15 protein-coding genes, 1 tRNA gene and 2 pseudogenes are annotated in these 22,983 nt (G+C 61.3%); 11 read left to right on the top strand and 7 right to left on the bottom strand.

Going from position 1 to position 22,983, the window contains the following annotated elements; all coding sequences use genetic code 11:
- The first annotated feature begins 98 nt into the window (after positions 1-98).
- The 3 genes from J1G18_RS19655 (at position 99) to ychF (ending at position 2,578) form a co-directional block, all read left to right on the top strand.
- Positions 99-701, top strand: a complete 603-nt coding sequence (locus tag J1G18_RS19655) for a 50S ribosomal protein L25/general stress protein Ctc (RefSeq protein ID WP_095136806.1) — start codon at positions 99-101, stop codon at positions 699-701.
- Positions 702-870: 169 nt separating this feature from the next.
- On the top strand, positions 871-1,455 hold the full coding sequence (pth, locus tag J1G18_RS19650; RefSeq protein WP_003228164.1) for an aminoacyl-tRNA hydrolase: 585 nt from the start codon (positions 871-873) through the stop codon (positions 1,453-1,455).
- 22 nt (positions 1,456-1,477) lie between these two features.
- Complete coding sequence (gene ychF, locus J1G18_RS19645; RefSeq protein WP_047599160.1) at positions 1,478-2,578, top strand: redox-regulated ATPase YchF; 1,101 nt, start codon at positions 1,478-1,480, stop codon at positions 2,576-2,578.
- A 189-nt stretch (positions 2,579-2,767) separates the two neighbouring features.
- Here the strand turns inward: ychF and J1G18_RS19640 are convergent, their stop codons facing one another.
- Entirely contained in the window at positions 2,768-3,985 is a 1,218-nt protein-coding gene (locus J1G18_RS19640) for an MFS transporter (protein WP_098965589.1), read from the bottom strand.
- 333 nt (positions 3,986-4,318) lie between these two features.
- Between J1G18_RS19640 and J1G18_RS19635 the strand changes: the two genes are divergently transcribed.
- Positions 4,319-6,376, top strand: coding sequence for a methyl-accepting chemotaxis protein (locus J1G18_RS19635; protein ID WP_210558561.1), 2,058 nt, complete (start codon positions 4,319-4,321; stop codon positions 6,374-6,376).
- 115 nt (positions 6,377-6,491) lie between these two features.
- A tRNA-Met gene (locus tag J1G18_RS19630) sits at positions 6,492-6,568 on the top strand.
- Positions 6,569-6,677: 109 nt separating this feature from the next.
- Here J1G18_RS19630 and J1G18_RS19625 read toward each other — a convergent pair.
- Entirely contained in the window at positions 6,678-7,787 is a 1,110-nt protein-coding gene (locus tag J1G18_RS19625) for a DUF2817 domain-containing protein (RefSeq protein WP_098965593.1), read from the bottom strand.
- Between the two features lie 265 nt (positions 7,788-8,052).
- On the opposite strand from J1G18_RS19625, the gene ggt reads away from it, so the two are divergent.
- The gene (ggt, locus tag J1G18_RS19620; protein WP_223008324.1) at positions 8,053-9,885 is read left to right on the top strand and encodes a gamma-glutamyltransferase; all 1,833 of its coding nucleotides are present in this window, start codon (positions 8,053-8,055) and stop codon (positions 9,883-9,885) included.
- A gap of 80 nt (positions 9,886-9,965) precedes the next feature.
- Here the strand turns inward: ggt and J1G18_RS19615 are convergent, their stop codons facing one another.
- From J1G18_RS19615 to J1G18_RS28490, 4 genes and pseudogenes are all read right to left on the bottom strand, one after another.
- A complete protein-coding gene (locus tag J1G18_RS19615; protein ID WP_223008303.1) occupies positions 9,966-10,598 on the bottom strand; it encodes a LysE family translocator in 633 nt (210 codons plus the stop codon).
- A 75-nt stretch (positions 10,599-10,673) separates the two neighbouring features.
- Entirely contained in the window at positions 10,674-11,273 is a 600-nt protein-coding gene (locus J1G18_RS19610; protein WP_134787327.1) for a flavin reductase family protein, read from the bottom strand.
- Between the two features lie 153 nt (positions 11,274-11,426).
- Positions 11,427-11,864: pseudogene (locus J1G18_RS28495) on the bottom strand (methyl-accepting chemotaxis protein); the annotation flags it as partial.
- Between the two features lie 102 nt (positions 11,865-11,966).
- A pseudogene (locus J1G18_RS28490) lies at positions 11,967-12,653 on the bottom strand (PAS domain-containing protein); the annotation flags it as partial.
- 329 nt (positions 12,654-12,982) lie between these two features.
- On the opposite strand from J1G18_RS28490, the gene J1G18_RS19600 reads away from it, so the two are divergent.
- Positions 12,983-14,353, top strand: coding sequence for a gluconate:H+ symporter (locus tag J1G18_RS19600; protein ID WP_098965602.1), 1,371 nt, complete (start codon positions 12,983-12,985; stop codon positions 14,351-14,353).
- Positions 14,354-14,359: 6 nt separating this feature from the next.
- Here J1G18_RS19600 and J1G18_RS19595 read toward each other — a convergent pair whose 3' ends face one another.
- Entirely contained in the window at positions 14,360-15,673 is a 1,314-nt protein-coding gene (locus J1G18_RS19595) for an MFS transporter (RefSeq protein WP_098968455.1), read from the bottom strand.
- A gap of 311 nt (positions 15,674-15,984) precedes the next feature.
- Between J1G18_RS19595 and J1G18_RS19590 the strand changes: the two genes are divergently transcribed.
- The 4 genes from J1G18_RS19590 to acpA all read left to right on the top strand — a co-directional run bounded on the left by J1G18_RS19590 (position 15,985) and on the right by acpA (position 22,902).
- Positions 15,985-17,403, top strand: coding sequence for a short-chain fatty acid transporter (locus J1G18_RS19590; protein WP_003228189.1), 1,419 nt, complete (start codon positions 15,985-15,987; stop codon positions 17,401-17,403).
- Between the two features lie 199 nt (positions 17,404-17,602).
- The gene (locus tag J1G18_RS19585; RefSeq protein WP_003228190.1) at positions 17,603-19,300 is read left to right on the top strand and encodes a molecular chaperone HscC; all 1,698 of its coding nucleotides are present in this window, start codon (positions 17,603-17,605) and stop codon (positions 19,298-19,300) included.
- 12 nt (positions 19,301-19,312) lie between these two features.
- Positions 19,313-21,034: a J domain-containing protein gene (locus J1G18_RS19580; protein WP_223008302.1), complete on the top strand. Its 1,722-nt coding sequence runs from the start codon at positions 19,313-19,315 to the stop codon at positions 21,032-21,034.
- A gap of 173 nt (positions 21,035-21,207) precedes the next feature.
- On the top strand, positions 21,208-22,902 hold the full coding sequence (gene acpA / locus J1G18_RS19575; protein ID WP_223008301.1) for an acid phosphatase: 1,695 nt from the start codon (positions 21,208-21,210) through the stop codon (positions 22,900-22,902).
- The last annotated feature ends 81 nt before the right edge of the window (positions 22,903-22,983 follow it).

Raw genomic sequence — 22,983 nt, 5'->3', positions numbered from 1 at the left:
CGCCCCGGCATTCCTGTCGGGGCGGGGCTTTTTTGCCCATACCGTGTTTGGCGCTGGTCGCAAACGCCACTCGGTCATGGCTATTTTGGAGATACAAAATGAACGATTTTACTCTGAATGCTGAAGTGCGTTCCGACCTGGGGAAAGGTGCGAGCCGCCGCCTGCGTCGTCTCGCCGCTCTGGTTCCAGCTGTTGTTTACGGTGGCGACAAAGCCCCTGAATCCATCAGCATGCTGGCCAAAGAAGTTGCCAAACTGCTCGAAAACGAAGCGGCTTACAGCCACATCATCGAGCTGAACGTTGGTGGCAAGAAACAAAACGTCGTGATCAAAGCCCTGCAACGTCACCCGGCCAAAGGCCACGTGATGCACGCTGACTTCGTACGCGTTGTAGCTGGCCAGAAACTGACCGCTATCGTTCCTGTGCACTTCATCAACGAAGCTGCTCCAGTGAAGAAAGGCGGCGAAATCTCGCACGTTGTTGCCGAGATCGAAGTTTCCTGCCTGCCAAAAGACCTGCCTGAGTTCATCGAAGTCGACCTGGCTGACGCTGAAATCGGCACCATCGTTCACCTGTCGGACCTCAAAGCTCCTAAAGGTGTCGAGTTCGTTGCTCTGGCACACGGCGATGACAAGGCAGTAGCCAACGTCCACGCTCCACGTGTTGCTCCAGAAGCTACCGAAGAAGGCGCAGCAGAGTAATTTCACTCTGTTCGTCGGAGTGAGTGAAACATCGCGGACTGGAACGTAGCGAGAAAGCGGGCGAGAACGCGGAGTTTACATTCATGGTAAATGAGCAATTTTCGTCCACTTTCGCCGCCTTCACTGCTTGCGGCGATGTTATCCACCACTCCAAGGAAGGGCCCCTATCGTGACTGCCATCAAACTGATCGTTGGCCTGGGAAATCCAGGCGCTGAATACGAACAGACCCGGCATAACGCAGGGGCCCTTTTTGTTGAGCGCATCGCTGCCGCGCAAGGTGTGAACCTTGTGGCCGATCGCAAATATTTCGGCCTGACCGGGCGCTACTCGCATCAGGGTCAGGATGTTCGTCTGCTGATTCCCACCACCTACATGAACCGCAGCGGCCAGGCCGTGGCGGCACTCGCCGGTTTCTTCCGCATCAAGCCTGAAGAAATCCTGGTGGCGCACGACGAACTCGACCTGCCTCCGGGCGTCGCCAAGCTCAAACAGGGCGGCGGCCATGGCGGTCACAACGGGTTGCGCGACATCATTGCGCAACTGGGCAATCAGAATACTTTCTACCGCCTGCGGCTTGGCATCGGCCACCCGGGCGTCGCCAGTATGGTTTCAAATTTCGTCCTGGGTCGTGCGCCACGCGCCGAACAGGAAAAACTCGATGCCAGCATCGACTTTGCCCTCGGCGTGCTGCCGGATATCCTCGCCGGTGAATGGAACCGCGCGATGAAAAACCTGCACAGCCAGAAGGCCTGACTCTAATCCGAGGGGAAACACCATGGGATTCAATTGCGGCATCGTCGGCCTGCCTAACGTCGGCAAGTCCACCCTGTTCAACGCCCTGACCAAATCCGGTATCGCGGCCGAGAACTTCCCCTTCTGCACCATCGAGCCGAACAGCGGCATCGTGCCGATGCCGGATCCACGTCTGGAAGCCCTGGCGGCCATTGTCAATCCGAAGCGCATCCTGCCGACCACCATGGAATTCGTCGACATCGCAGGCCTGGTGGCCGGCGCCTCGAAAGGTGAAGGTCTGGGCAACAAGTTCCTGGCCAACATCCGCGAAACCGACGCCATCGCTCACGTGGTGCGCTGCTTCGAAGACGACAACGTGATCCACGTTTCCAACAGCGTCGACCCGAAGCGCGACATCGAAATCATCGACCTGGAACTGATCTTCGCCGACCTCGACAGCTGCGAGAAGCAACTGCAGAAAGTCGCGCGCAACGCCAAGGGCGGTGACAAGGACGCAGTCGTTCAGAAAGCTCTGCTTGAGCAACTGATCGCGCACTTCACCGAGGCCAAGCCTGCGCGCAGCCTGATGAAGAACATGAGCGCTGACGAAAAGTCGGTGATCAAGGGCTTCCACCTGCTGACCACCAAACCGGTCATGTACATCGCCAACGTCGCTGAAGACGGTTTCGAGAACAACCCGCACCTGGACGTGGTCAAGGCCATCGCCGAAGAAGAAGGCGCCATGGTCGTTCCGGTGTGCAACAAGATCGAAGCGGAAATCGCCGAGCTCGATGACGGCGAAGAGAAAGACATGTTCCTCGAGGCCCTGGGCCTGGAAGAGCCTGGCCTGAACCGCGTGATCCGCGCCGGCTACGAAATGCTGCACCTGCAGACCTACTTCACCGCCGGTGTTGAAGAAGTCCGCGCCTGGACCGTCCGCGTCGGTGCCACCGCACCACAAGCTGCTGGCGTGATCCACACCGACTTCGAGAAAGGCTTCATCCGCGCCGAAGTGATCGCCTACAACGACTTCATCCAGTACAAGGGCGAAGCCGGTACCAAGGAAGCCGGTAAATGGCGCCTGGAAGGCAAGGACTACATCGTCAAAGACGGCGACGTAATGCACTTCCGTTTCAACGTGTAAGCGACACGCCCAAGAAAAAGCCGCGTTTGATACGCGGCTTTTTTGTGCCTTACAGATTTTTATACAACACCACCAATCCCCCTGTGGGAGCGGGCTTGCTCGCGAAAGCGGTGTGTCAGCCACATTAATATCGACTGATACACCGCATTCGCGAGCAAGCCCGCTCCCACAGTTGGAAATGGTGTGGGGTCAGGTTTTTTTGGTGCGCGGCAGGAAGATCGCCAGCACGCCAAACAACGGCAAAAAAGAGCACAGGAAATACACGTACTCGATACCGTGCACATCCGCCAGATGCCCCAGCAGCGCCGCACCAATCCCGCCGAAACCAAACATCAAGCCGAAGAACACCCCGGCGATCATCCCGACATTGCCCGGCACCAGTTCCTGCGCGTAAACCACAATCGCCGAGAACGCCGAGGCGAGAATGAAGCCGATCACCACGCTGAGGACAGTGGTCCAGAACAGATCGACGTGCGGCATTAGCAACGTGAACGGCGCCACGCCGAGGATCGAAAACCAGATCACCGCCTTACGCCCGATCTTGTCGCCGATCGGCCCGCCAAAGAACGTCCCCGCCGCCACCGCGCCGAGAAACAGGAACAGGTGCAGCTGTGAACTGGCCACCGACAGGTCGAACTTCTCGATCAGGTAGAACGTGAAATAGCTGGTGAGGCTGGCCATGTAGAAATACTTGGAGAACACCAGCAGACCGAGCACTACCAGCGCACTGATCACCCTGCCCTTCGACAACCCGTGAGTCGCCGCCTGCCCGGCCTTGAGCTTGAACAGGTTCAGGTGATGGGCGTACCAGCGGCTGATGCGATACAGCACGAACAGCGCAAACACCGCGAACAGACCGAACCACGCCACGTTGCCCTGACCGAACGGAATAATGATCGCCGCTGCCAGTAATGGGCCGAACGCGGAACCGGCGTTACCGCCGACCTGAAAGGTCGATTGCGCCAGACCAAAGCGTCCGCCCGAGGCCAGCCGGGCAATCCGTGACGCCTCGGGGTGAAAGGTCGAGGAACCGATACCGATCAGCGCCGCTGCCAGCAGAATCAATGGAAAACTGCCGACCACTGACATCATCACGATGCCAATCAGCGTGCAAACCGAACCCGCCGGCAACAGCCACGGTTTCGGATGGCGATCAGTGTGATAGCCGACCCACGGCTGCAACAGCGAAGCGGTCAACTGGAAGGTCAGCGTGATCAGGCCGACCTGGGTGAAGCTCAAACCATAGTTGGCTTTGAGCATCGGATAGATCGACGGCAGCACCGACTGAATCAGGTCGTTGATCAAATGCGCCAGCGCCACCGCGCCGATGATACGCATCACCAACGGGCTGCTTTGGGGAGGAGCGGACGCCGAGGCAGCGGCGGTCTGAGCGTTGCTGATAGCCATGAAAGTTTCCGTACAGCAGATGGGTGCACGCAGGCAGGTGCGTCAATGTGCCATTTTTCGGTGCGCCAGCGCCATCCCCTTAGCCAGCTAACTAACTGACTGACCGTCGCACGCGAAGTGATAGCGCAACGCCATGGTCTGAATCTTGCCTTGCTTCTCCCCTCGAACGCGGCGGCCTTACAAAGGCCTCCGAGAATGGGAAGTTTCGCTACAGAGCCGGCCTACAGAGCGGGCGAGAGTGAACTTTCGGGGCCTTTTAGCAGGGCACGACATCGAGGTCGCACGACCGTGATGCACGCCAATGGTGCGTGGTGTCCAGAGGAGTCATGAGGCATGCAGGCTTTCTTGTCACCGGGGATCAAATTGCTGGGGCGGTTTGGATTCGCGCGTAAATTCCAGCTGTTGTTTCTGCTGTTCATTCTGCCGTTGGCCGGCAGCCTGTTGATGATCGGCCAGGACTATCGCGACAAGCTCAATCTGATTTCCGGCGAACGCGCCGGCGTACGCCAGTTGCTCAGCCTTGATGCGCTGGACAACCTGCTCGCCGCCCAGCGTGACCGCGCCGCCCGTTGGCGCGCCACCGAAACCAATCGCCAGCCAACCCCGGCCACCCTCGCTGCCATGGCAGCGTTTGACGCGGTGCAACCAGCCGTCCAGCAAGCCACCAGCGATTTGGGCAACGCGCTGAAAAATGAAGGTGCCGAAGGCGAAACCCTCGCCCGCTATCAAGCCCTGCAAACCGCGCTCGGTGGTCTGGATTCGAAAAGCCTGAGCAGCGTCGGTTGGTGGCCGGACGGTTACGATCGTTTCACCAACGCCCTCAGCGCCCTGCAAGCCTTGCGCGAGCAGATCGTCATGGACAACCGCCTGACGTTGGCGCCATGGCTGGAAACCTATCTGCTGACGCAGATCTCCACGCAACACGCACCGGATCTGATCGAGCGTGTGGGTCGCCTCGCCGCCGTCGGCCAGGCTTCGGTGGTCTCAGGACAATTCACCCTGCAAAGTCGCTTGCAGCTACGCGACCTGCGCGGCCGCATCGGCGACGCCCGCGAGCAGCTTGTCAAAACGGCAGGCCTGCTCGAAGCGCGTCTGCCGAGCGATCTGCAAACCTGGGCTGGTCAGTACCACGACAGCCTCAAGCGTCTGGACGCTGGTCTGAAGGTGCTGGATGACGGCGTGTTCGGCGGCAGCATTACCCTCAAGCCTGAAGACTTCGAACGCAGCCTCGATGCTCTGCTGGGTGATCTCGCGTCGTTGCGCCAGCAATCGCTGCTGTCGCTGGATCAGCGTCTGGACGCCTACCACGCCTCGGCGATTCGCCAGTTCATCGTGGTCGCCGCCGTGTTCGGTTGCCTGTTGCTGGCGGCGCTGTACCTGTTCGTCTGCCTGCAGGCTTCGATACGCCGCAGCGCCAGCGGCATTACCCTGCTGGCCGAGGCCCTGCGTGACGGCAATCTCAGCCTGCAAGTGCCGGTGGTGGGCCGCGATGAGCTGGCGGCGATCAGCACCGCGCTCAACGTCGCGGTGGTGCAACTGCGCGCGAGCATGCTCGGGGTCGATCACGAAACCTCGCAACTGAGCCACGCGGTGCGCAGCCTCAACGATCATTCCAGCGGCGCGCTGAGCGAAGTCGAAGCGCAGCAGTTGCAGATCAGCCAGATCGCCGCCGCTGCCACGCAACTGGCCGCCACTTCGCAAGGTGTGGCGCAGAGTTGCGAACAGGCTTCCGGCAGCGCCCAGCACACCCGGCGCATCGCCGCCGACAGCAGCCGCGACAGCCAGCGCACCACGGCGAGCATTCAGCAGCTCAATCAACGCCTGAACGAAACCGCAGCGGCACTCGGTCGAGTCAGCGAACAGGGCCAGCAGATTCAACTGGTGGTCGACACCATTCGTGGCGTCGCCGAGCAGACCAATCTGTTGGCGCTCAATGCTGCGATCGAGGCGGCACGCGCCGGCGAACAGGGACGCGGCTTTGCCGTGGTCGCCGATGAAGTGCGCAGCCTGTCGCAGCGCACCCAGTCATCGACCGCGCAGATTGCCGGCACCGTCGACAGCTTGCGCGCCACGGTCAACGAAGCGGTGAGCCTGATGGAGGCCGCGTGCGGCCAGGCACAATCGGATGCTGAAGCCGTGACCGGTCTTGGTGAACGTCTTGGTGAAATCGCCAGCGCGGTGCAAAGTGTCACTGACACCTTGGCGCAGATCGCCACCGCCGTTGAGGAACAGGCGAGCACCGCCGATGAAGTCAGCGGCAATATCCAGCAGGTCGATCAGGCGGCGATGCGTTTGCTTGAAGGTGCGCGGGCGGTGAACCTCGCAGCGGACACGCTGAGCCAAGGCAGCCATGCGTTGAGCGCCAATACCGCGAGATTCCAGCTGCGTTGACGCCCTGCCCGCCCCCGATTTCCGGGGTCGGAGGATAAGCGGTTGAAAATAAGAAGAAATATTTTAAATTTACGCTTGACGCTTTTCCATTTCAGGGGAATAATGCGCGCCACTTGGCTACATAGCTCAGTTGGTTAGAGCATAGCATTCATAATGCTGGGGTCCGGGGTTCAAGTCCCTGTGTAGCCACCAAGTACTAAAAACGGCTTACCGAAAGGTAGGCCGTTTTTTTATGCCTCGAGAAAACCGCCCTCTGTGGTGAGGAGATAAATCCCTCACCACAATGCCAATCCTGACCTATTCAGGTCTGCTCTGCCGACAGGGCCATCAGCCCCTTCGCCCAGATCTGCCGAGTGCGCAACCCGACCATCGCCCGCCAGTCCGGATCTGCCGGATAAAACTGCTCCAGCAGTTTCAACTTGATCGCCCGCCCCGTCGCATCCAGCGGATCGCCATGCAGATGCAACCAGTGATCATCGCGCAAATAACGATGCACCTCCGGCCCCGGATACGTTCCGCATTCGATCACGAACGGCATCAGTTGCACGCCCGGCAACGCATTGAGCAATGCCTGTGAGGTGTAGCCGGTAGCCGTCGCGGCGACACCGGTTTCGCTCAACGTTTCGGCGCCGGTGTGCAAGGTGTACAACCATGGGCCGTAGATCGACTGTGCTTGCGCCAACGCCGGGTAAGGCGCCTGGGTGATGGTCAGCAACATCGGATGACCGTATTCGCCGGCGCCGGTGTGCAGGTCGAAACACATCACGGTTTGCGCGCCTGCCAGATGCGCGTCGATGATCTGATGCAACGTGCGATTCGACCAACTCGGCGCGCGGCCGCCATAGAACAGTCCGTCGGGATGACTGTGCTGACCGCCCTCGACAATCGACATCACCGCCGGCCAGCCGTGTTCGGTAATTTGCCCGTCAAGCAAGGCGTCGGCGCGCTTACGCTCGGGGCCGTGCAAATCAGTGCAGGCGTAGATCTCGTGCAGCGTGGCGTAGGCGCGGTTGTCCGGCAACGGCCCGGTGAAATCCAGGTGATTGCGGTTGAGGTCGATGTTGTCTTCGTTGACCCGCCGCAGCCACGCGGTGCCCCACGGGTTGATCAGGTGGATCATCACTACCGCGACATCCTTGGGCAGCGAGCCCGGCACGAAAGTCTTCAGCCAGTCGATCTGGCAATCCGAACCGTAATAGCCCTCAACTCCGTGAGTGCCGCTGAGCGCCACCAGCCGGCGCTTTGCCTGCGGATCACCGAGCACCGCGACATCAGTGCTCAGCGGTTCGCCGAAAGGGCCACAGCGCGGATGGGCGTAGGAGGTGAGCGTGGCGCCAGCGGCGTTGGTGGCGGCAAGAAACCGTTCACGTTGATCGCGGTAGCTGGATTCGGTGGGGAACTCGCTGTGCATGCGTCGCCTCTTGTTGGTTTTGTATTTGTGGGAGCGAGCTTGCTCGCGAAAGCGATTGTGCATTCAACATTTTGGTTGCCTGACACGCCGCATTCGCGAGCAAGCTCGCTCCCACAGGGGCTTTGTTTCAGTTCGATGAGTTTGACGTTGACCCTAGCGAATATCCGCCCGGAAAAGAAAGACAAAAATGCCCGCCGGTTTGCGTCGCGACCGAGCGGTCGATAAAGTCCGTCAGACCTTTCACCCCACGGACGGAGAGCCCCACGTGTTTCCAGCCCTGCCCCTGAGCCGCTTTCGCCTGCCTGCCCTGACGCTGATCATCAGCGCCCTGACCCTCACCGCGTGCAACGCCCCGCCCTCCTCGACCTTGCCGCTGGCGCCGGAAGCCGCTTCCGGTTACCGCACCGATCTGCAGACTCGCCACGCCAGTCAACACATGGCCGCTGCCGCCAATCCGCTGGCCGCCGAGGCCGGTCGCGAGATGCTGCGCAAGGGTGGTTCGGCCATCGACGCGGCGATTGCCATGCAAGCGGTGCTGACTCTGGTAGAACCGCAATCCTCCGGGATCGGTGGCGGTGCGATGATTGTGTTGTGGGACGGCAAACAGGTGCGCACCTACGACGGACGTGAAACCGCCCCGGCGGGTGCCACCGAGAAGCTGTTCCTGCAGGCCGACGGCAAACCGATGCCATTCCCGCAGGCGCAGATCGGCGGGCGCTCGGTGGGTACTCCGGGCGTGCTGCGTGCGCTGGAAATGGCACACAAACAACACGGTCGCCTGCCGTGGGCCACGCTGTTCGAGCCGGCGATCAAACTCGCCGAGCAGGGCTTTGCGATTTCACCGCGCCTGCATTCGCTGCTGGAATCCGACCCGGTGATCCGTAAATCGCCGGACATGGCCGCCTACTTCCTCAACCGCGACGGCAGCGTCAAAGCCGTCGGCACCCGTCTGCAAAACCCGGCATTGGCCGCCGTGCTCAAGCGCATCGCCACCGAAGGTCCGGACGCGCTGTACAAAGGTCCGATCGCCGAAGAGATCGTCGCCAAGGTGCAGGGCCACGCCAATCCCGGCAGCCTGTCACTGAATGATCTTCAGCGCTATCAGGCCAAAGAGCGCGCGCCGCTGTGCACCGACTACAAACGCTGGCAGGTCTGCGGTATGCCGCCGCCGTCGTCGGGCGGGATCGCCGTGGCGCAGATTCTCGGCACCTTGCAGGCGCTGGAAAGCCGCGACCCGCGTCTGTCGCTGACACCGCTCAAACCTGTGAAAACCAACAAACCGGCCGGTATCGAACCCGATCCCCAAGCCGTGCACCTGATCGCCGAAGCCGAACGCCTGGCCTACGCCGACCGCGCGCAATACGTGGCCGATACCGACTTCGTTCCGGTGCCGGTCAAAGGCCTGGTCGACCCGGGTTACCTCGCCAGCCGCGCCAGCCTGATCGGCGAGCGCAGCATGGGCAGCGCCAAGCCGGGCACACCGCCGGGCGTGCAAGTGGCCTACGCCCCGGATCGCTCGCCGCTGCGCATCTCCACCTCGCAAGTGGTCGCCGTGGATGATCTGGGCGGCGCGGTGTCGATGACCACCACTATCGAAGCGGCATTCGGCTCGCACCTGATGGTGCAGGGCTTTTTGCTGAACAACCAGATGACCGACTTCTCGTTCATCCCCGAAGAGCACGGGCAGAAAGTCGCCAACCGCGTCGAACCCGGCAAACGCCCACGCTCGTCGATGGCGCCGACGCTGATCTTCGACCGCAACAGCGGCGAATTCCTCGCCAGCGTCGGCTCGCCGGGCGGTTCGCAGATCATCGAATACGTGGCCAAGACCACCGTCGGCCTGCTCGACTGGAACCTCGACCCGCAAAGCGCCATCAGCCTGCCCAACTTCGGCAGCCGCAACGGCCCGACCGAACTGGAACAAGGCCAGTTCAGTCCGGCGCTGATTCAAGCGTTGAAAGACAAGGGACATGTTGTGAATGAAATCGACATGACCAGCGGCACGCAGGCGATCGTGCGGGTCAAGGATGCGCAAGGGAAAGCCTCGCTGGAAGGTGGCGCGGATCCACGGCGTGAGGGGGAAGCGTTGGGGGATTGAGGCGACGCAGGAAAAACAAAAGGCTTACCGCGAGGTAAGCCTTTTTTATGCAACGGGTTTAACGCGCAATATCACCCGGCTCAGCGATTAGCCACCAGATGCGCCCCAAACAGCAAATAACAACCACCGGCCAAGCGATCCAGCCATTGCCGCGACCGTTCGTAAACGCTCGCGATCCGGCGGCTGGCGAAGAACAGCGCGACGCTGCAATACCAGCTGAACGACAGCGTGGCCATGGTCAGCACGGCCAGCGTCAGCAGTAGCGGCGGGACATGGGCCGGCATCGCGGTGGCGAAGATGGTGGCGACGAACAGTGCCGACTTGGGGTTGGTCATGTTGCCCAGAAAGCCCCGCCCGTAGGCTCCCAGCAGGGTCTGTTGCGACTCATCCAGCGTACCGGCGGCAATCGGCGCTTTGCGTTTGAACTGCTTGAGGCCGAGGCAGATCAGGTAGCAGCCACCGGCGATCTTGAAGCTCAGGTACAGGGTTGGCGCCGCGCTGAACAAGGTCTGAATACCCAAACCGCCGGCCAGGCCCCACAACACGGTCCCGCTGGCGACGCCCAGCGCCGCGACCACGCCATGGCGTCGGGAACGGCTGACCGCCAGTTGGGCGATGTTGAAGAAGTTCGGGCCGGGGGTGACCACCGCGACCGTCCACAACAGCGCCAGCGACAGCAACGGGGCGAGATAGCTGGAAAGCGAAAGGTCCATGGGGCGAGCGCCTGATTGGTTCGACAATGCCCCACACCTTGCTACATCCGGCGCGCGTTTTCCATCAGATGCAGGTCACAGCGGCAGGGTTTTACCGTCCACCGCATCGCCAATCGTCAGGAAATGCCCGCCGGCCACGTGGTGCAGCGTGCGCAAGCCATCATGCCCGTCGAAATGCCAGCGCCCGTCGCTGAACACCCGTTCATCCGCCTGAGCGGCGATGACTTCGGCGAGGAACAGGTCGTACTGCTCATGGTTGCGCGGTTCGGGCAGCAAGCGGCATTCGAGCCAGGCCACGCAGCCTTCGAACAGAGGCGCCTCGACGGTTTCACCGGCGAAGGTTTGCAGGCCATAAGCCTGAAACTTGTCCTGCCCCTGATTCTGCTGGATTTCCAGACCCGAGGTATTGCCGACGGTTTGCACGATGTCAGCCTGATTGACGCACGGCACGTTGAGCACAAAAGTGCCGGAGGCTTCGAGCAACTGGCGGGTCCAGGTGGACTTGTCGAGGACGACCGCAACTTTCGGCGGTTCGAAATCCAGCGGCATCGCCCACGCGGCGGCCATGATGTTGCGCTGGCCGTCATGGGCAGCGCTGACCAGCACGGTCGGCCCGTGATTGAGCAGACGATAGGCTTTGTTCAAGGGCACCGGGCGGCGGTGGGAAGCACTCATGGGGATCTGCTCCGGGGAAAAAGGAACAGATTGTAGCGCCACCTGCACCTGTAGGAGTGAGCCTGCTCGCGATAACTGTCTGACATTCAACATCCATGTTGATTGATCTATTGCGATCGCGAGCAGGCTCACTCCTACAGGGTTTAGTACAGGTCAGTTAGACAGTTGATTGGCAAACTGGCCGACCGCATCCACCACTTTCTGCGCGCCGTCCTGGATCTCGACGATCACCGTGCCCGCCTCCGCCGCTAGCGCCAACCCTTGTTCAGCCTGCAGCTTGCCATCGGTCATCAGGGCCACGGCGTTGCGCGCCATTTCCTGGTTCTGCCGCACCACAGTGACGATCTCTTCGGTCGCCTGACTCGTGCGCGAGGCCAGTTGCCGCACTTCGTCGGCAACCACCGCAAAGCCCCGGCCCTGTTCGCCGGCACGAGCCGCTTCGATGGCGGCGTTGAGCGCCAGCAGGTTGGTCTGTTCGGCAATGCCGCTGATGGTTTTGACGATGGTACCGATCACCTGCGACTGCTCGTTCAGTGCCTCGATGCCCTCACCGGCCGCCTGCATGTGGCGCGACAGATCACGCATCACATTCACTGCCTCGGTGACCACCGTAGTGCCACGTTGAGCGGTGCTGTCGGTTTGCTGCGAAGTGCTGTAGGCAATGCTGGCCGCGTCGGCTACCGCTTGTTCGCGATTGACCTGATCGGTGATCACCGTGGCGAATTTCACCACTTTGTACAGTTTGTTGTTGGCATCGACCACCGGGTTGTAGGACGCCTCCAGCCACACCGTACGACCATGGCTGTCGACCCGCTTGAAGCGGTTGGCGACAAACTCGCCGTTGTTCAGGCGACGCCAGAAATTCTGGTACTCGGCGCTGTTGTACTCCTCGGGCGTACAGAACATCCGGTGATGTTTGCCTTTGATCTGCGCCAGGCTGTAACCCATGCCATGCAGAAAGCGCTCGTTGGCATTGAGCACGTTGCCATTGAGGTCGAACTCGATCACAGCCGTCGAACGCACAAGCGCGCCGATCAGGTTTTCGTGTTCGCGGGAGGCTTCAATGGTGCGGGTCAGGTCGCTGGAGAAGATCGAGAAATGCTTGATCCGCCCGTCCGAAGAGCGCACCGGCTGCACGATGGAGCGCAGCCACGCCTCTTCGCCATTACCACGCAACAGGCGCACGGCTCCGGCGAAATGCTCGCCACGGGTGAGTGCGGCCTTGAAACGGTGATGAAAGTCGTCGGCCTTCACGTGCGCCGGAACGATATCTTCAATGGCGCGCCCCACCAGATCCTGGCTCTTGTAGAGCATCTCGCCAAGGAAGTTCTGATTGACCGACTGAATCCGGCCATCAGGTTCCAGAGTCAGCACCAGCATCTCGCTTTCCAGGCTTTCCTTCACCTGCAGCAGGCTGGAGAGTTCTTCACGAAGCGTAGCCAGCTCTTGCTTGAGGCGTTTGTTGAACATGGGGAAATACCGATAGGCAGGGTAGAAAGCGGGATGCAGCTTAACCATCGGCCTTGGAAAACTTTTCTGAAGAGCGTTCGAGACCGGTCAGTCAAAAATAATCCCGCCGGGCTTTTACTCCTATCGATCACTCCACTGAGCCGTTACAAAAGCCGCCGCTCTGGCCCGGCCACTTCAGGTATTCTCAGGTCAAATTGCAACAACATGTTGCAGGTAACCGCCCGATAAGGAGTGCCGTTTTGGATTTATCGACCGCTGCCTGGATGATGCATGACACCCGCCTGATTCTTTGCTGCCTGCTGGCGATTGCGACGATTATCGTGTTGATCAGCGCCACCAAACTTCCACCTTTTCTCTCGATCCTGATCGGCACTTTTATTGCCGGTGTCGGCGCCGGTCTGCCGCCAGAGGATGTAGCGAAGGCGTTCAGCAAAGGCGCCGGGGCGATTCTCGGAGAAGCGGGGATCATCATTGCCCTGGGTTCGATGCTTGGCGCACTGATGGCCGAGTCCGGCGCTGCCGACCGTATCGCCTCGACGCTGCTCGGGCTGGGCAAAGGCAAGTACCTGCCGTGGGTCATGGCGTTGGTGGCGATGGTGATCGGCCTGCCGCTGTTCTTCGAAGTGGGGCTGGTGATGATGGTGCCGATCATCTTCGTCATGGCCCGCCGCTCGGGTCAGCCATTGTTGAAAATCGCCATTCCGGCGCTGGCCGGGATGACCACCCTGCATGCCCTGATGCCGCCGCATCCCGGGCCGCTGATCGCGGTCAGTGCGTTGCATGCCGACCTTGGGCTGACCATGTTGCTGGGTTTCAGCATCGCGATTCCGGCCGTGATCCTGGCGGGGCCGATCTACGGCAACTGGCTGTCGAAACGCATGCACGTCGATGAGCCGGCAGAGCTCGGCGCACTGTTCAGCGCCCCGCCGAAAGCGCCGCGCCAGCCGAGTTTCGGCATGTCGCTGCTGATCATTCTGTTGCCGGTGCTGCTGATGCTCGGCAGCACCCTGGCGAAAGTCGCGATGAGTCCGGAAAGCAGCGTCGCCCTGACCCTGAAGTTCCTCGGCGAACCGTTGGTGGCGCTGGGCATTGCGGTGATGGCGGCAGTGATCTGCCTCGGTTGGGCCAACGGCATGCCACGCGATCAAGTCGGCGGCACGCTGCGCAAAAGCCTGGCGCCGATTGCCGTGTTGCTGCTGACCATCGGTGCCGGCGGCGGCTTGAAGCAGACCTTGCTGGACGCCGGCGTCAGCCAGACCATCAGCAAAGTCGCCGAGGGTGCGCACATGCCCTACCTGCTGCTGGCCTGGCTGATTGCCGTGGCGTTGCGTCAGGCTACGGGTTCGGCGACGGTCGCCACGACCACGACGGCGGGGATTCTGGCGCCGATGATGGCGGGGCTCGCCGCGACGCAAAGCTCACTGGTGGCGCTGGCGATTGGCGCCGGCTCCGTGTTCTTCTGCCACGTGAATGACGCCGGCTTCTGGATGGTTCGCGAGTACTTTGGCTTGCAACTCAAACAGACGATCTGGGTCTGGTCGATTCTGCAAACCATTGTCTCGGTGGTGGGACTGGTGGGGACGTTATTGTGGTGGCACTGGTTGACCTGACACTCGTCAGGAACAGGGCGCCACGGCTTGGCGCCCGACACTGCTCATGCGCGAACCGAAATACGCCGCGCTGACAATGCCGACTGCGCCCATCACCGCACAGAACATTACGCAGATCCACGGACTCCAAGGCATCAGACCGATCAGCAACAGCGGTGTGATGCTCGCCCACGCGGCGTAGGCAATGTTGTAGGTGAAGGAGATGCCCGACACGCGAATCCGCGCCGGAAACAGTCCGACCATCACCGATGGCACCGCGCCGACCACACCGCAGCCCAGGCCGGCGACGGCATACGCCAGCCCGACCCAATTGCCGCCCATGATCAGACAGCTATAAAGCACACCAATGCCCAACGGCAGCAGCAGGCTATAAAGCATGACCGTGCGCCAGGCACCGATGCGATCGACCAGCAATCCGGCAATCACACAACCGATGTTGAGAAAGACGATGCCCAACGCGCTCAGGGCGAAGGTGTGGCTGGCGGTCATGCCGAAGGTTTTCTGCATCATGGTCGGGGTGATGACCACGAACACCACCACCGCCGACGTCAGCACACAGGTCAGCAGCATCGCCGGCAACATCGCCAGACGATGTTCGCGCAGCACCGTGCGCAACGGCAGTTCGACCCGCGCTTCACGCTGGGCTTCCATGGCCATGAACACCGGGGTTTCGCTCAACCAGCGGCGCAGGTAGACACCGATCACGCCGAACACACCACCGAGCAGGAATGGATAACGCCAAGCGTAATCAAGGATTTCCGCCGGGGTGAACACTTGTGCAAGGAAAGTCGCGGTCAGCGCGCCAATCAAGTAACCAAAGGTCAACCCGGCCTGCAAAAAGCCCAGCGCGTAACCGCGATGCCCGGCAGGCGCGTGCTCGGCGACGAACACCCAGGCGCTCGGCACTTCGCCGCCGACCGCCGCGCCTTGCAGGATGCGCAGCGCCAGCAACAGCAGCGGCGCGAAATAGCCGATCTGGGCATAAGTCGGCATGATCCCGATCAGCAGGCACGGCAGCGCCATCATCAGGATGCTCAGACTGAAAACCTTTTTCCGGCCCAGACGATCGGCGAAATGCGCCATCAGAATTCCGCCCAGCGGGCGCGCCAGATAACCGGTGACAAAGATCCCGAAGCTTTGCAGCAGACGCAGCCACTCGGGCATTTCCGGCGGGAAGAACAACTGGCTGAGGGTCAGGGCGAAGAACACGAAAATGATGAAATCGTAGATCTCCAGCGCCCCGCCGAGGGCCGCAAGGCCGAGGGTCTTGTAGTCGGAACGGCTGAACGGCGCCGGTCGCGCTGTGGATTGGGCAGTCATGGCAAAGAACTCTGGCAGGCAAAAAACCAAGGCGCCCATGGTCTACGCAAATCTGCCTGGGGACAACCCGTTAGACCATAGTCCCGGTTTCGCAAAACCAGCTCACAAAACAGCCAGGCTTGATTTACTGTTTAGACCAGTCTCCAGCCGCACCTGGTGAAAACCTGTGGGAGCGGGCTTGCTCGCGAATGCGCTGTGTCAGCCAAATCAGCGTCGACTGACACACCGCATTCGCGAGCAAGCCCGCTCCCACCCAAAGCACTCAGCGTGCTGCAGACCCACAATAACCATAAAAATCCGAGGTACTCCCTGTGGCCGTTGATATCGAAGATAGCCGCTCTGCGCGCTTTGCCTTGCGCTGTTCAAGCTTTGCCGAACGCTGGTTCCCCGACTCCTGGGTGTTCGCCGCACTGGCGGTGATCATTGTCGCGCTGGCCACTTTGGCCATGGGCGCCAAACCCACCGATGCCGCGATGGCCTTTGGCGACGGGTTCTGGAGCCTGATCCCGTTCACCATGCAAATGGCTTTCGTGGTGATTGGCGGCTACGTCGTCGCCAGTTCGCCGCCAGCGGTCAAACTGATCGACAAACTGGCGCGCATCCCGAAAAACGGCCGCTCTGCCGTGGCCTGGGTCGCGCTGATCTCGATGGTCGCCTCGCTGCTGAACTGGGGCCTGTCGCTGGTGTTCGGCGGTTTGCTGGTGCGCGCCCTCGCCCGTCGCACCGATCTGAAAATGGATTACCGCGCGGCCGGTGCGGCGGCGTATCTGGGCTTGGGCGCGGTCTGGGCGCTGGGCCTGTCCTCATCGGCGGCGCAGTTGCAGGCCAACCCGGCCAGCCTGCCGCCGGCGATCCTGTCGATCACCGGGGTGATTCCGTTCACCCAAACCATCTTCCTCTGGCAGTCCGGCGCCATGCTGCTGGCGCTGATCGTGATTTCGATCATCGTCGCCTACGCCACCGCACCCGGCCCAAACTCTGCACGCGATGCCAAGGATTGCGGCATCGACCCGGCGTTCAACCTGCCACCGCTGCAACCACGCACCCGACCCGGCGAATGGCTGGAACACAGTCCGCTGCTGATCATCTTGCTGGTGCTGCTGGCCGCCGGTTGGCTGTTCCACGAGTTCTCGAGCAAACCGGCGATCACCGCGATTTCCGGGCTCAACACCTATAACTTCCTGTTCATCATGCTCGGCGCCCTGCTGCACTGGCGCCCACGCAGCTTCCTCGATGCAGTGGCCCGGGCGGTGCCGACCACCACTGGCGTGCTGATCCAGTTCCCGTTGTACGGCTCGATCGCCGCGCTGCTGACCACGGTCAAAGGCGCCGATGCGCAGACGCTGGCGCATCACATCTCGACCTTCTTCGTCAGCATCGCCTCCCACGACACTTACGCGTTGCTGATGGGCGTGTACTCGGCGATTCTCGGCTTCTTCATCCCGTCCGGCGGCGGCAAGTGGATCATCGAAGCGCCGTACGTGATGCAAGTCGCCAACGATCTGCAATACCACCTCGGCTGGGCGGTACAGATCTACAACGCCGCCGAAGCCCTGCCGAACCTGATCAACCCGTTCTATATGTTGCCGCTGCTGGGCGTGCTCGGCCTGAAGGCGCGCGACCTGATCGGCTTCTCGTTCGTGCAATTGCTGGTGCACACGCCGCTGGTGCTGTTCTTGCTGTGGGTGCTGGGCACGACATTGGCGTATACGCCGCCGGTCATTCCTTGAGTCAGTGCGGGGCGCGGTCAATCGGCCGACGCCCCGCCTTTCCCTTCCTGACAGCGCCGTGTTGAGGCCGACATGGCTTTCTGTCGCAAATAATGGCTCAGCGCCATCATCGTCCTTTACCGCATTACCGCCTCGGTAATATCCTTGCGCGCCGAAAATATGTTTCATTTTTTTGCCAAGCGCCAAGGGAGTTGTTGCAATGATCGTAGGGATTGACCTGGGAACCACCAACAGCCTCGTCGCCGTCTGGCGTGGCGAATCCTCCGAATTGGTGCCCAATGCCCTCGGTCAGTTCCTGACACCGAGCGTGGTGGGGCTGGATGATCAGGGCCGGATTCTGGTCGGCCAGGCTGCGCGCGAGCGTCTGCACACCCATCCGCGCCTGACGGCGTCGCTGTTCAAGCGTCACATGGGCAGCGCCACGGAAGTCTATCTGGCGGACAAGGCGTTTCGTCCGGAAGAGCTGTCCGCGCTGGTGCTCAAAAGTCTGAAAGAAGACGTCGAACGGGCTTATGGCGAAACCGTCACTGAAGCGGTGATCAGCGTCCCGGCCTACTTCAGCGACGCCCAGCGCAAAGCCACGCGGATCGCCGGCGAGCTGGCCGGGCTGAAAGTCGAGAAGCTGATCAACGAACCGACTGCCGCCGCCCTCGCTTATGGGCTGCACCAACGCGACAAGGAAACCTCGTTCCTGGTGTTCGACCTCGGGGGCGGCACGTTCGACGTGTCGATTCTGGAGTTGTTCGAAGGGGTCATGGAGGTCCGCGCCAGCGCCGGCGACAACTTCCTCGGTGGTGAAGACTTCGACAGCGTGCTGCTGGAACACTTTATCGACCAGCACCGCTCGGTCGCCGACTTCCCTGACCGCAACAGCGTCATCCAGCCCCTGCGCCGCGAGGCTGAGCGTGTGCGCAAGGCCCTCGGCCAAGACAGCAGCGCCGAGTTCCGGCTGCAACTGGGTGACCGCCACTGGACCCACACCATCACCCAGCAAGAATTGGCGACGCTTTACATGCCACTGCTCGAGCGCCTGCGCGCGCCGATCGAACGGGCTCTGCGCGACGCACGCATCCGGGTCAGCGACCTTGATGAGATTCTGCTGGTCGGCGGTACTACCCGGATGCCGTTGGTGCGCAAACTTGCCGCCGGGTTGTTCGGCCGCTTTCCGTCGATCACCCTCGATCCGGATCAGGTGGTGGCGCAAGGCGCAGCCATTCAGGCAGCACTCAAGGCCCGCTCGGCCGCACTTGAAGAAGTGGTGCTGACCGACGTCTGCTCCTACACGCTGGGCATCGAAACTTCGACTCAGATTGGCCGCAATTATGAGGCCGGTCACTACCTGCCCATCATCGAGCGCAACAGCATCGTCCCGGTCAGCCGGGTCAAGACCGTGTACACCTTGCAGGACAATCAGGAGCAGGTGGTCGTGCGGATCTTCCAGGGCGAAAGCCGTCTGGTCAAAGACAACGTCGCGCTTGGCGAACTGGCGATCAAGGTGCCGAAACGCAAGGCCGGCGAAGTGTCCCTCGATGTCCGTTTCACCTATGACAACAACGGCCTGCTGGAGGCCCAGGTGAATATTCCGCTGACCGGGCAACAACATTCGCTGGTCATCGAAAACAACCCCGGCGTGCTCACGCCTGAAGAGATTCAGCAACGCTTGCAGAACCTCGCTCAGCTCAAGATTCACCCGCGCGAGCAACAGGTCAACACGCTGCTCAGTGCTCGTCTCGAACGGCTCTACCAGGAAAGCCTGGGCGACCTGCGCGATCAGATTGGCCATTGGGCCAAGCAATTCCAGATCGCGCTCGACTCGCAGGACGAGCGCCAGATTCGTGAAGTGCGCACCGAGCTGAGCAGGCACCTGAGCGAACTTGATCGCACGCCGTGGCAATAAGGGAGCGCTGACATGGATTGCTGGTCCTTCCTGCATTTGCCCGATGACGCTGACGTCCGCGATATCAAGCGCAGCTATGCACGCCTGCTGAAAACCTTCAGGCCCGATGAAGATCCCGAAGGCTTCCAGCGCTTGCGCGAAGCCTACGAACGCGCGCTGGCGATTGCCCAATGGCGCCTGGAAAACGCCGAACAGGAAGACGAGCAGGACGCCGACGTCGCTGTCGCCACGGCGTCCAGCGCCTTTGCTGCGCTGGCGCTCGATAATGCCCTGGCCAACAGCTCCAGCCAGGCGAAAAACCAAGTGTGGGATTTCGCCGCTCTGGAGGTTTCGCCCGTCAGTCCGGCAGCCCCGGAGCCGTTTGTGCCGCCATCGAAGGACGACGCCCTGCGTGTCGAGCCGCTGGCGGCGGACGCGCAGGGTCTTGAAGCGCAGGCCGCATGGCGATTGCTTGAAGATCTGTCGCCAGACAACCTCGGCGAGCGCTGGGAGCAGGCGCAACAACAAGGCTGCGCCAAGGCATTCGAAAGGCTGTTGCTGCAATTATGTTTTGAGCATCCACAACTGCGCGGACCGGTACTGCACTGGGCCGTCGAGCAGTTGGGATGGTTGGGCCCCTGGCAAGAAGTGCTGATGAATGATCGCCAGCGCGACATGCTCGCCGAGAGCCTGATGTCCGACTATCGAAACGCCTTGCAGGCGCTGCTCGAAAGCCAGAGCGAGCGCGAATTCCTCAACTTGCTCAAACACTACAGCGGCCAGCCGTGGCTCCAGGTATTCGATCGGCGCGAGCAATGGCAACAAAATCTGCTGCATCTGCTTAACGACCATGAGTGGAGCGTGCCGCTGTTCGACCGTATCGGCCAATTGTTCGGCTGGGATCACACCAAAGGTCTGCACCCGCAACCGGACTGGCTCTGGGAGAGGTTGATCGAACGCTGCGATCAGGAAAGTTTCTACGACAACCTGCGGGCCAAGGCTGAAAGCGATCGTACGTGGGCAGCGGATGTGCAGGCAGCGCATCTGTTGATCAACCCGCTCAAACCGATGCAGCAGAAGAAGATCATCGACGGCTTTGGTCAGAATGAATGGCAGGCCTGCCACGATCTGTCGGAAAAGCTCAAATGGCGCTTCCCGGAGCTGCTCGCACGGCTGCCCTACGCCGACGTTTTTTACTGGCGGCGGTTTTTGCCACGGCCCATCGCCGACGAAACCTGGGTGCGGGTCTGGACGGCCATTGCCTTGGCGCTGTTCCTGTTCTATCTGGCTTCGCCACAAAAAGATGCGGCAACCCTGGCCTTCATTCCGCTGGGGTTAGCGTGTGTGCCGGTGTGGTTTTTTCGTTTTGCGCTGAGTTGGTGGGTGGTGCTGACGTCTCACGTGGTCGTTGCGGATCTTTGGCTCACCGAATGGCTGATTCCGCGCCGATGGAACCCTGACACCCGCTGGCTGGTAATACGCCACGGGCTACCGCAGGTGGTCATGGTGCTGCTGTTTTCGCTGCTGCTCGGGCCACTGGGCGCGCTCACTTACGTGGGCGTGATCCTGATCGGACTGGTGCACAAACGACGAATCGGCTCGCTCGACCCGCAACTGAGCAATAACCACCCCTGGCTGACCGCGCTGCACTGGGCGCACTTCAGTCCGCTGCAACTGCTGTTTCTGGTGGTGATGACCGCGATAACGGCGGCCAGCAGGCTCGGCTATTCCTTGCACTCGCTGATGCCCGGCTAGAACAGCAGCGGGCTTGCGTTGCGCCGGTTGTAATCGAGTGAATCGTTGTGGGAGCCGACCTGGTCGCTCCCACATTTGTTTTGCTGCACCTGAAAGTGTCACCCAACTGTCACATTGCCTTGCTAGCGTCCGCCCGAAACAAACTGAAACAATTAAGCAGAACGGGCTGACAGATGAAAGACGAGACAGACGGCACTGACGCACCTGAATCCGACAACCCCACCGACACCAGTCGCCGCCGCTTTCTCGGCGGTGTCGCCGTCCTCGGCGTGGGCGCGACCCTGGCCGGCTGCGGCAACGCCAGTGATCAACCGGGTAAACCAGTCGAGCGCCCGCTGACCCCGACCGAGCTGGACAAGGCCCTGCGCGATCAGGTGAAAACCGTGGTGGTGATCTACGCCGAGAACCGTAGCTTCAACAACCTGTTCGGTGATTTCCCCGGTGTCGAAAAGCCGCTGTCGGCGCTCAAGCATGCCGATTACCAGCAACGTGACCGCGACGGCAGCCTGTTGCAGACGCTGCCGCCCGTCTGGGGTGGCGTGTTGCAGATCGGCCCGCAAACGCTTGATGGCGTGACCTACCCCAGCGCCACGCAGTTTCAGGAAAACCTGCCCAACGCGCCTTTCGCCCTCAAGGGCCCGAATGCCGAAGACTTGCCGTTCGGTCTGGTGACCCGCGATTTGTGGCACGTGTTCTATCAGAACCAGATGCAGATCAATGGCGGCAAGAACGACGGCTTCGTCGCCTGGGCCGACTCCGGTGGTTTGACCATGGGGCACTACGCCCAGAGCCGCTACTCGCTACGCTTGTGGGATGTGGCGCAGGAATTCGTGCTGTGCGACAACTTCTTCCAGGGTGCCTTCGGCGGCTCGTTCCTCAACCACCAATACCTGATCAGCGCCACCGCGCCGTTCTATCCGGACGCGGCCAATTCGGTGGCCAAATCCCAGATCGCCGCCCTGCAAAGCGATGATCCGACTGACCCGCGCCTCAAGCCGCTGGAGGCATCGCCGGCCAGCGCCATGACCGGCCCGCCGCAGTTCGGCCCAAGTGCGCTGACCCCGGACGGCTTCGGCGTCAACACCCTCGCCCCGCCGTACTGGCCGACGTGGATTCGCGATCCGGAGCGTCCGGCGTACTCCAAGCCGGATCTGCCCAATGTGATGGTGCCGCAGACCCACGAGCATATCGGCGACAAACTGTCGAAGAAGAATGTCGACTGGGCCTGGTATGCCGGCGCCTGGCAGGCGACGCTGGAGCAGTACAAGGACTCGGGCGGGATTCCGAAGATCCCCAACTTCCAGTACCACCACCAGCCGTTCAACTACTTCAAGCGGCAAGGCCCGGAGAACCCGCAAGAGCGCAACAAACGTCTGCGCGACGCGGGTCTGGGCGATGAGTCGAGCAGCAACAAGTTCTTCGCCGATGCCGAGGCCGGCAAGCTGCCGGCGGTAACTTTCTACAAACCGCAGGGCAACCTGAACATGCACGCCGGTTATGCCGACGTCGCCTCCGGTGACCGGCACATCGTCCGCGCCCTGAAAGTGCTGCGCGAAAGTCCGCAGTGGAAAAACATGGTGGTGGTCGTGACGGTCGATGAAAACGGCGGCTGGTGGGATCATGTGGCGCCACCCAAGGGCGATCGCTGGGGTCCGGGGTCGCGGGTGCCGGCGCTGGTAGTGTCGCCATTCGCCCGCAAAGGCACGGTGGATCACACGGTTTACGACACGGCGTCGATCCTGCGCCTGATCACCCGAGTGTTCCAACTGGAAACCCTCGACGGCCTCAAGCAGCGCGATGAGGCAATGATCGCCCGTGGCCAGAAACCGATGGGCGATCTGACCAACGCCCTGCATTTTCAGGCGTGAAACCGAGTTCTGCGGGCTGACGCAAAAATCCGTGAATGACCGCTTCTCTGTGCAACACGGCTGATCCAATATGAAGCGCCC

The organism is Pseudomonas sp. MIS38 (genome assembly GCF_019891575.1).
In the GTDB taxonomy this organism is placed as follows: domain Bacteria; phylum Pseudomonadota; class Gammaproteobacteria; order Pseudomonadales; family Pseudomonadaceae; genus Aquipseudomonas; species Aquipseudomonas putida_A.
This window is presented reverse-complemented; position numbering and strand designations above follow the sequence as displayed.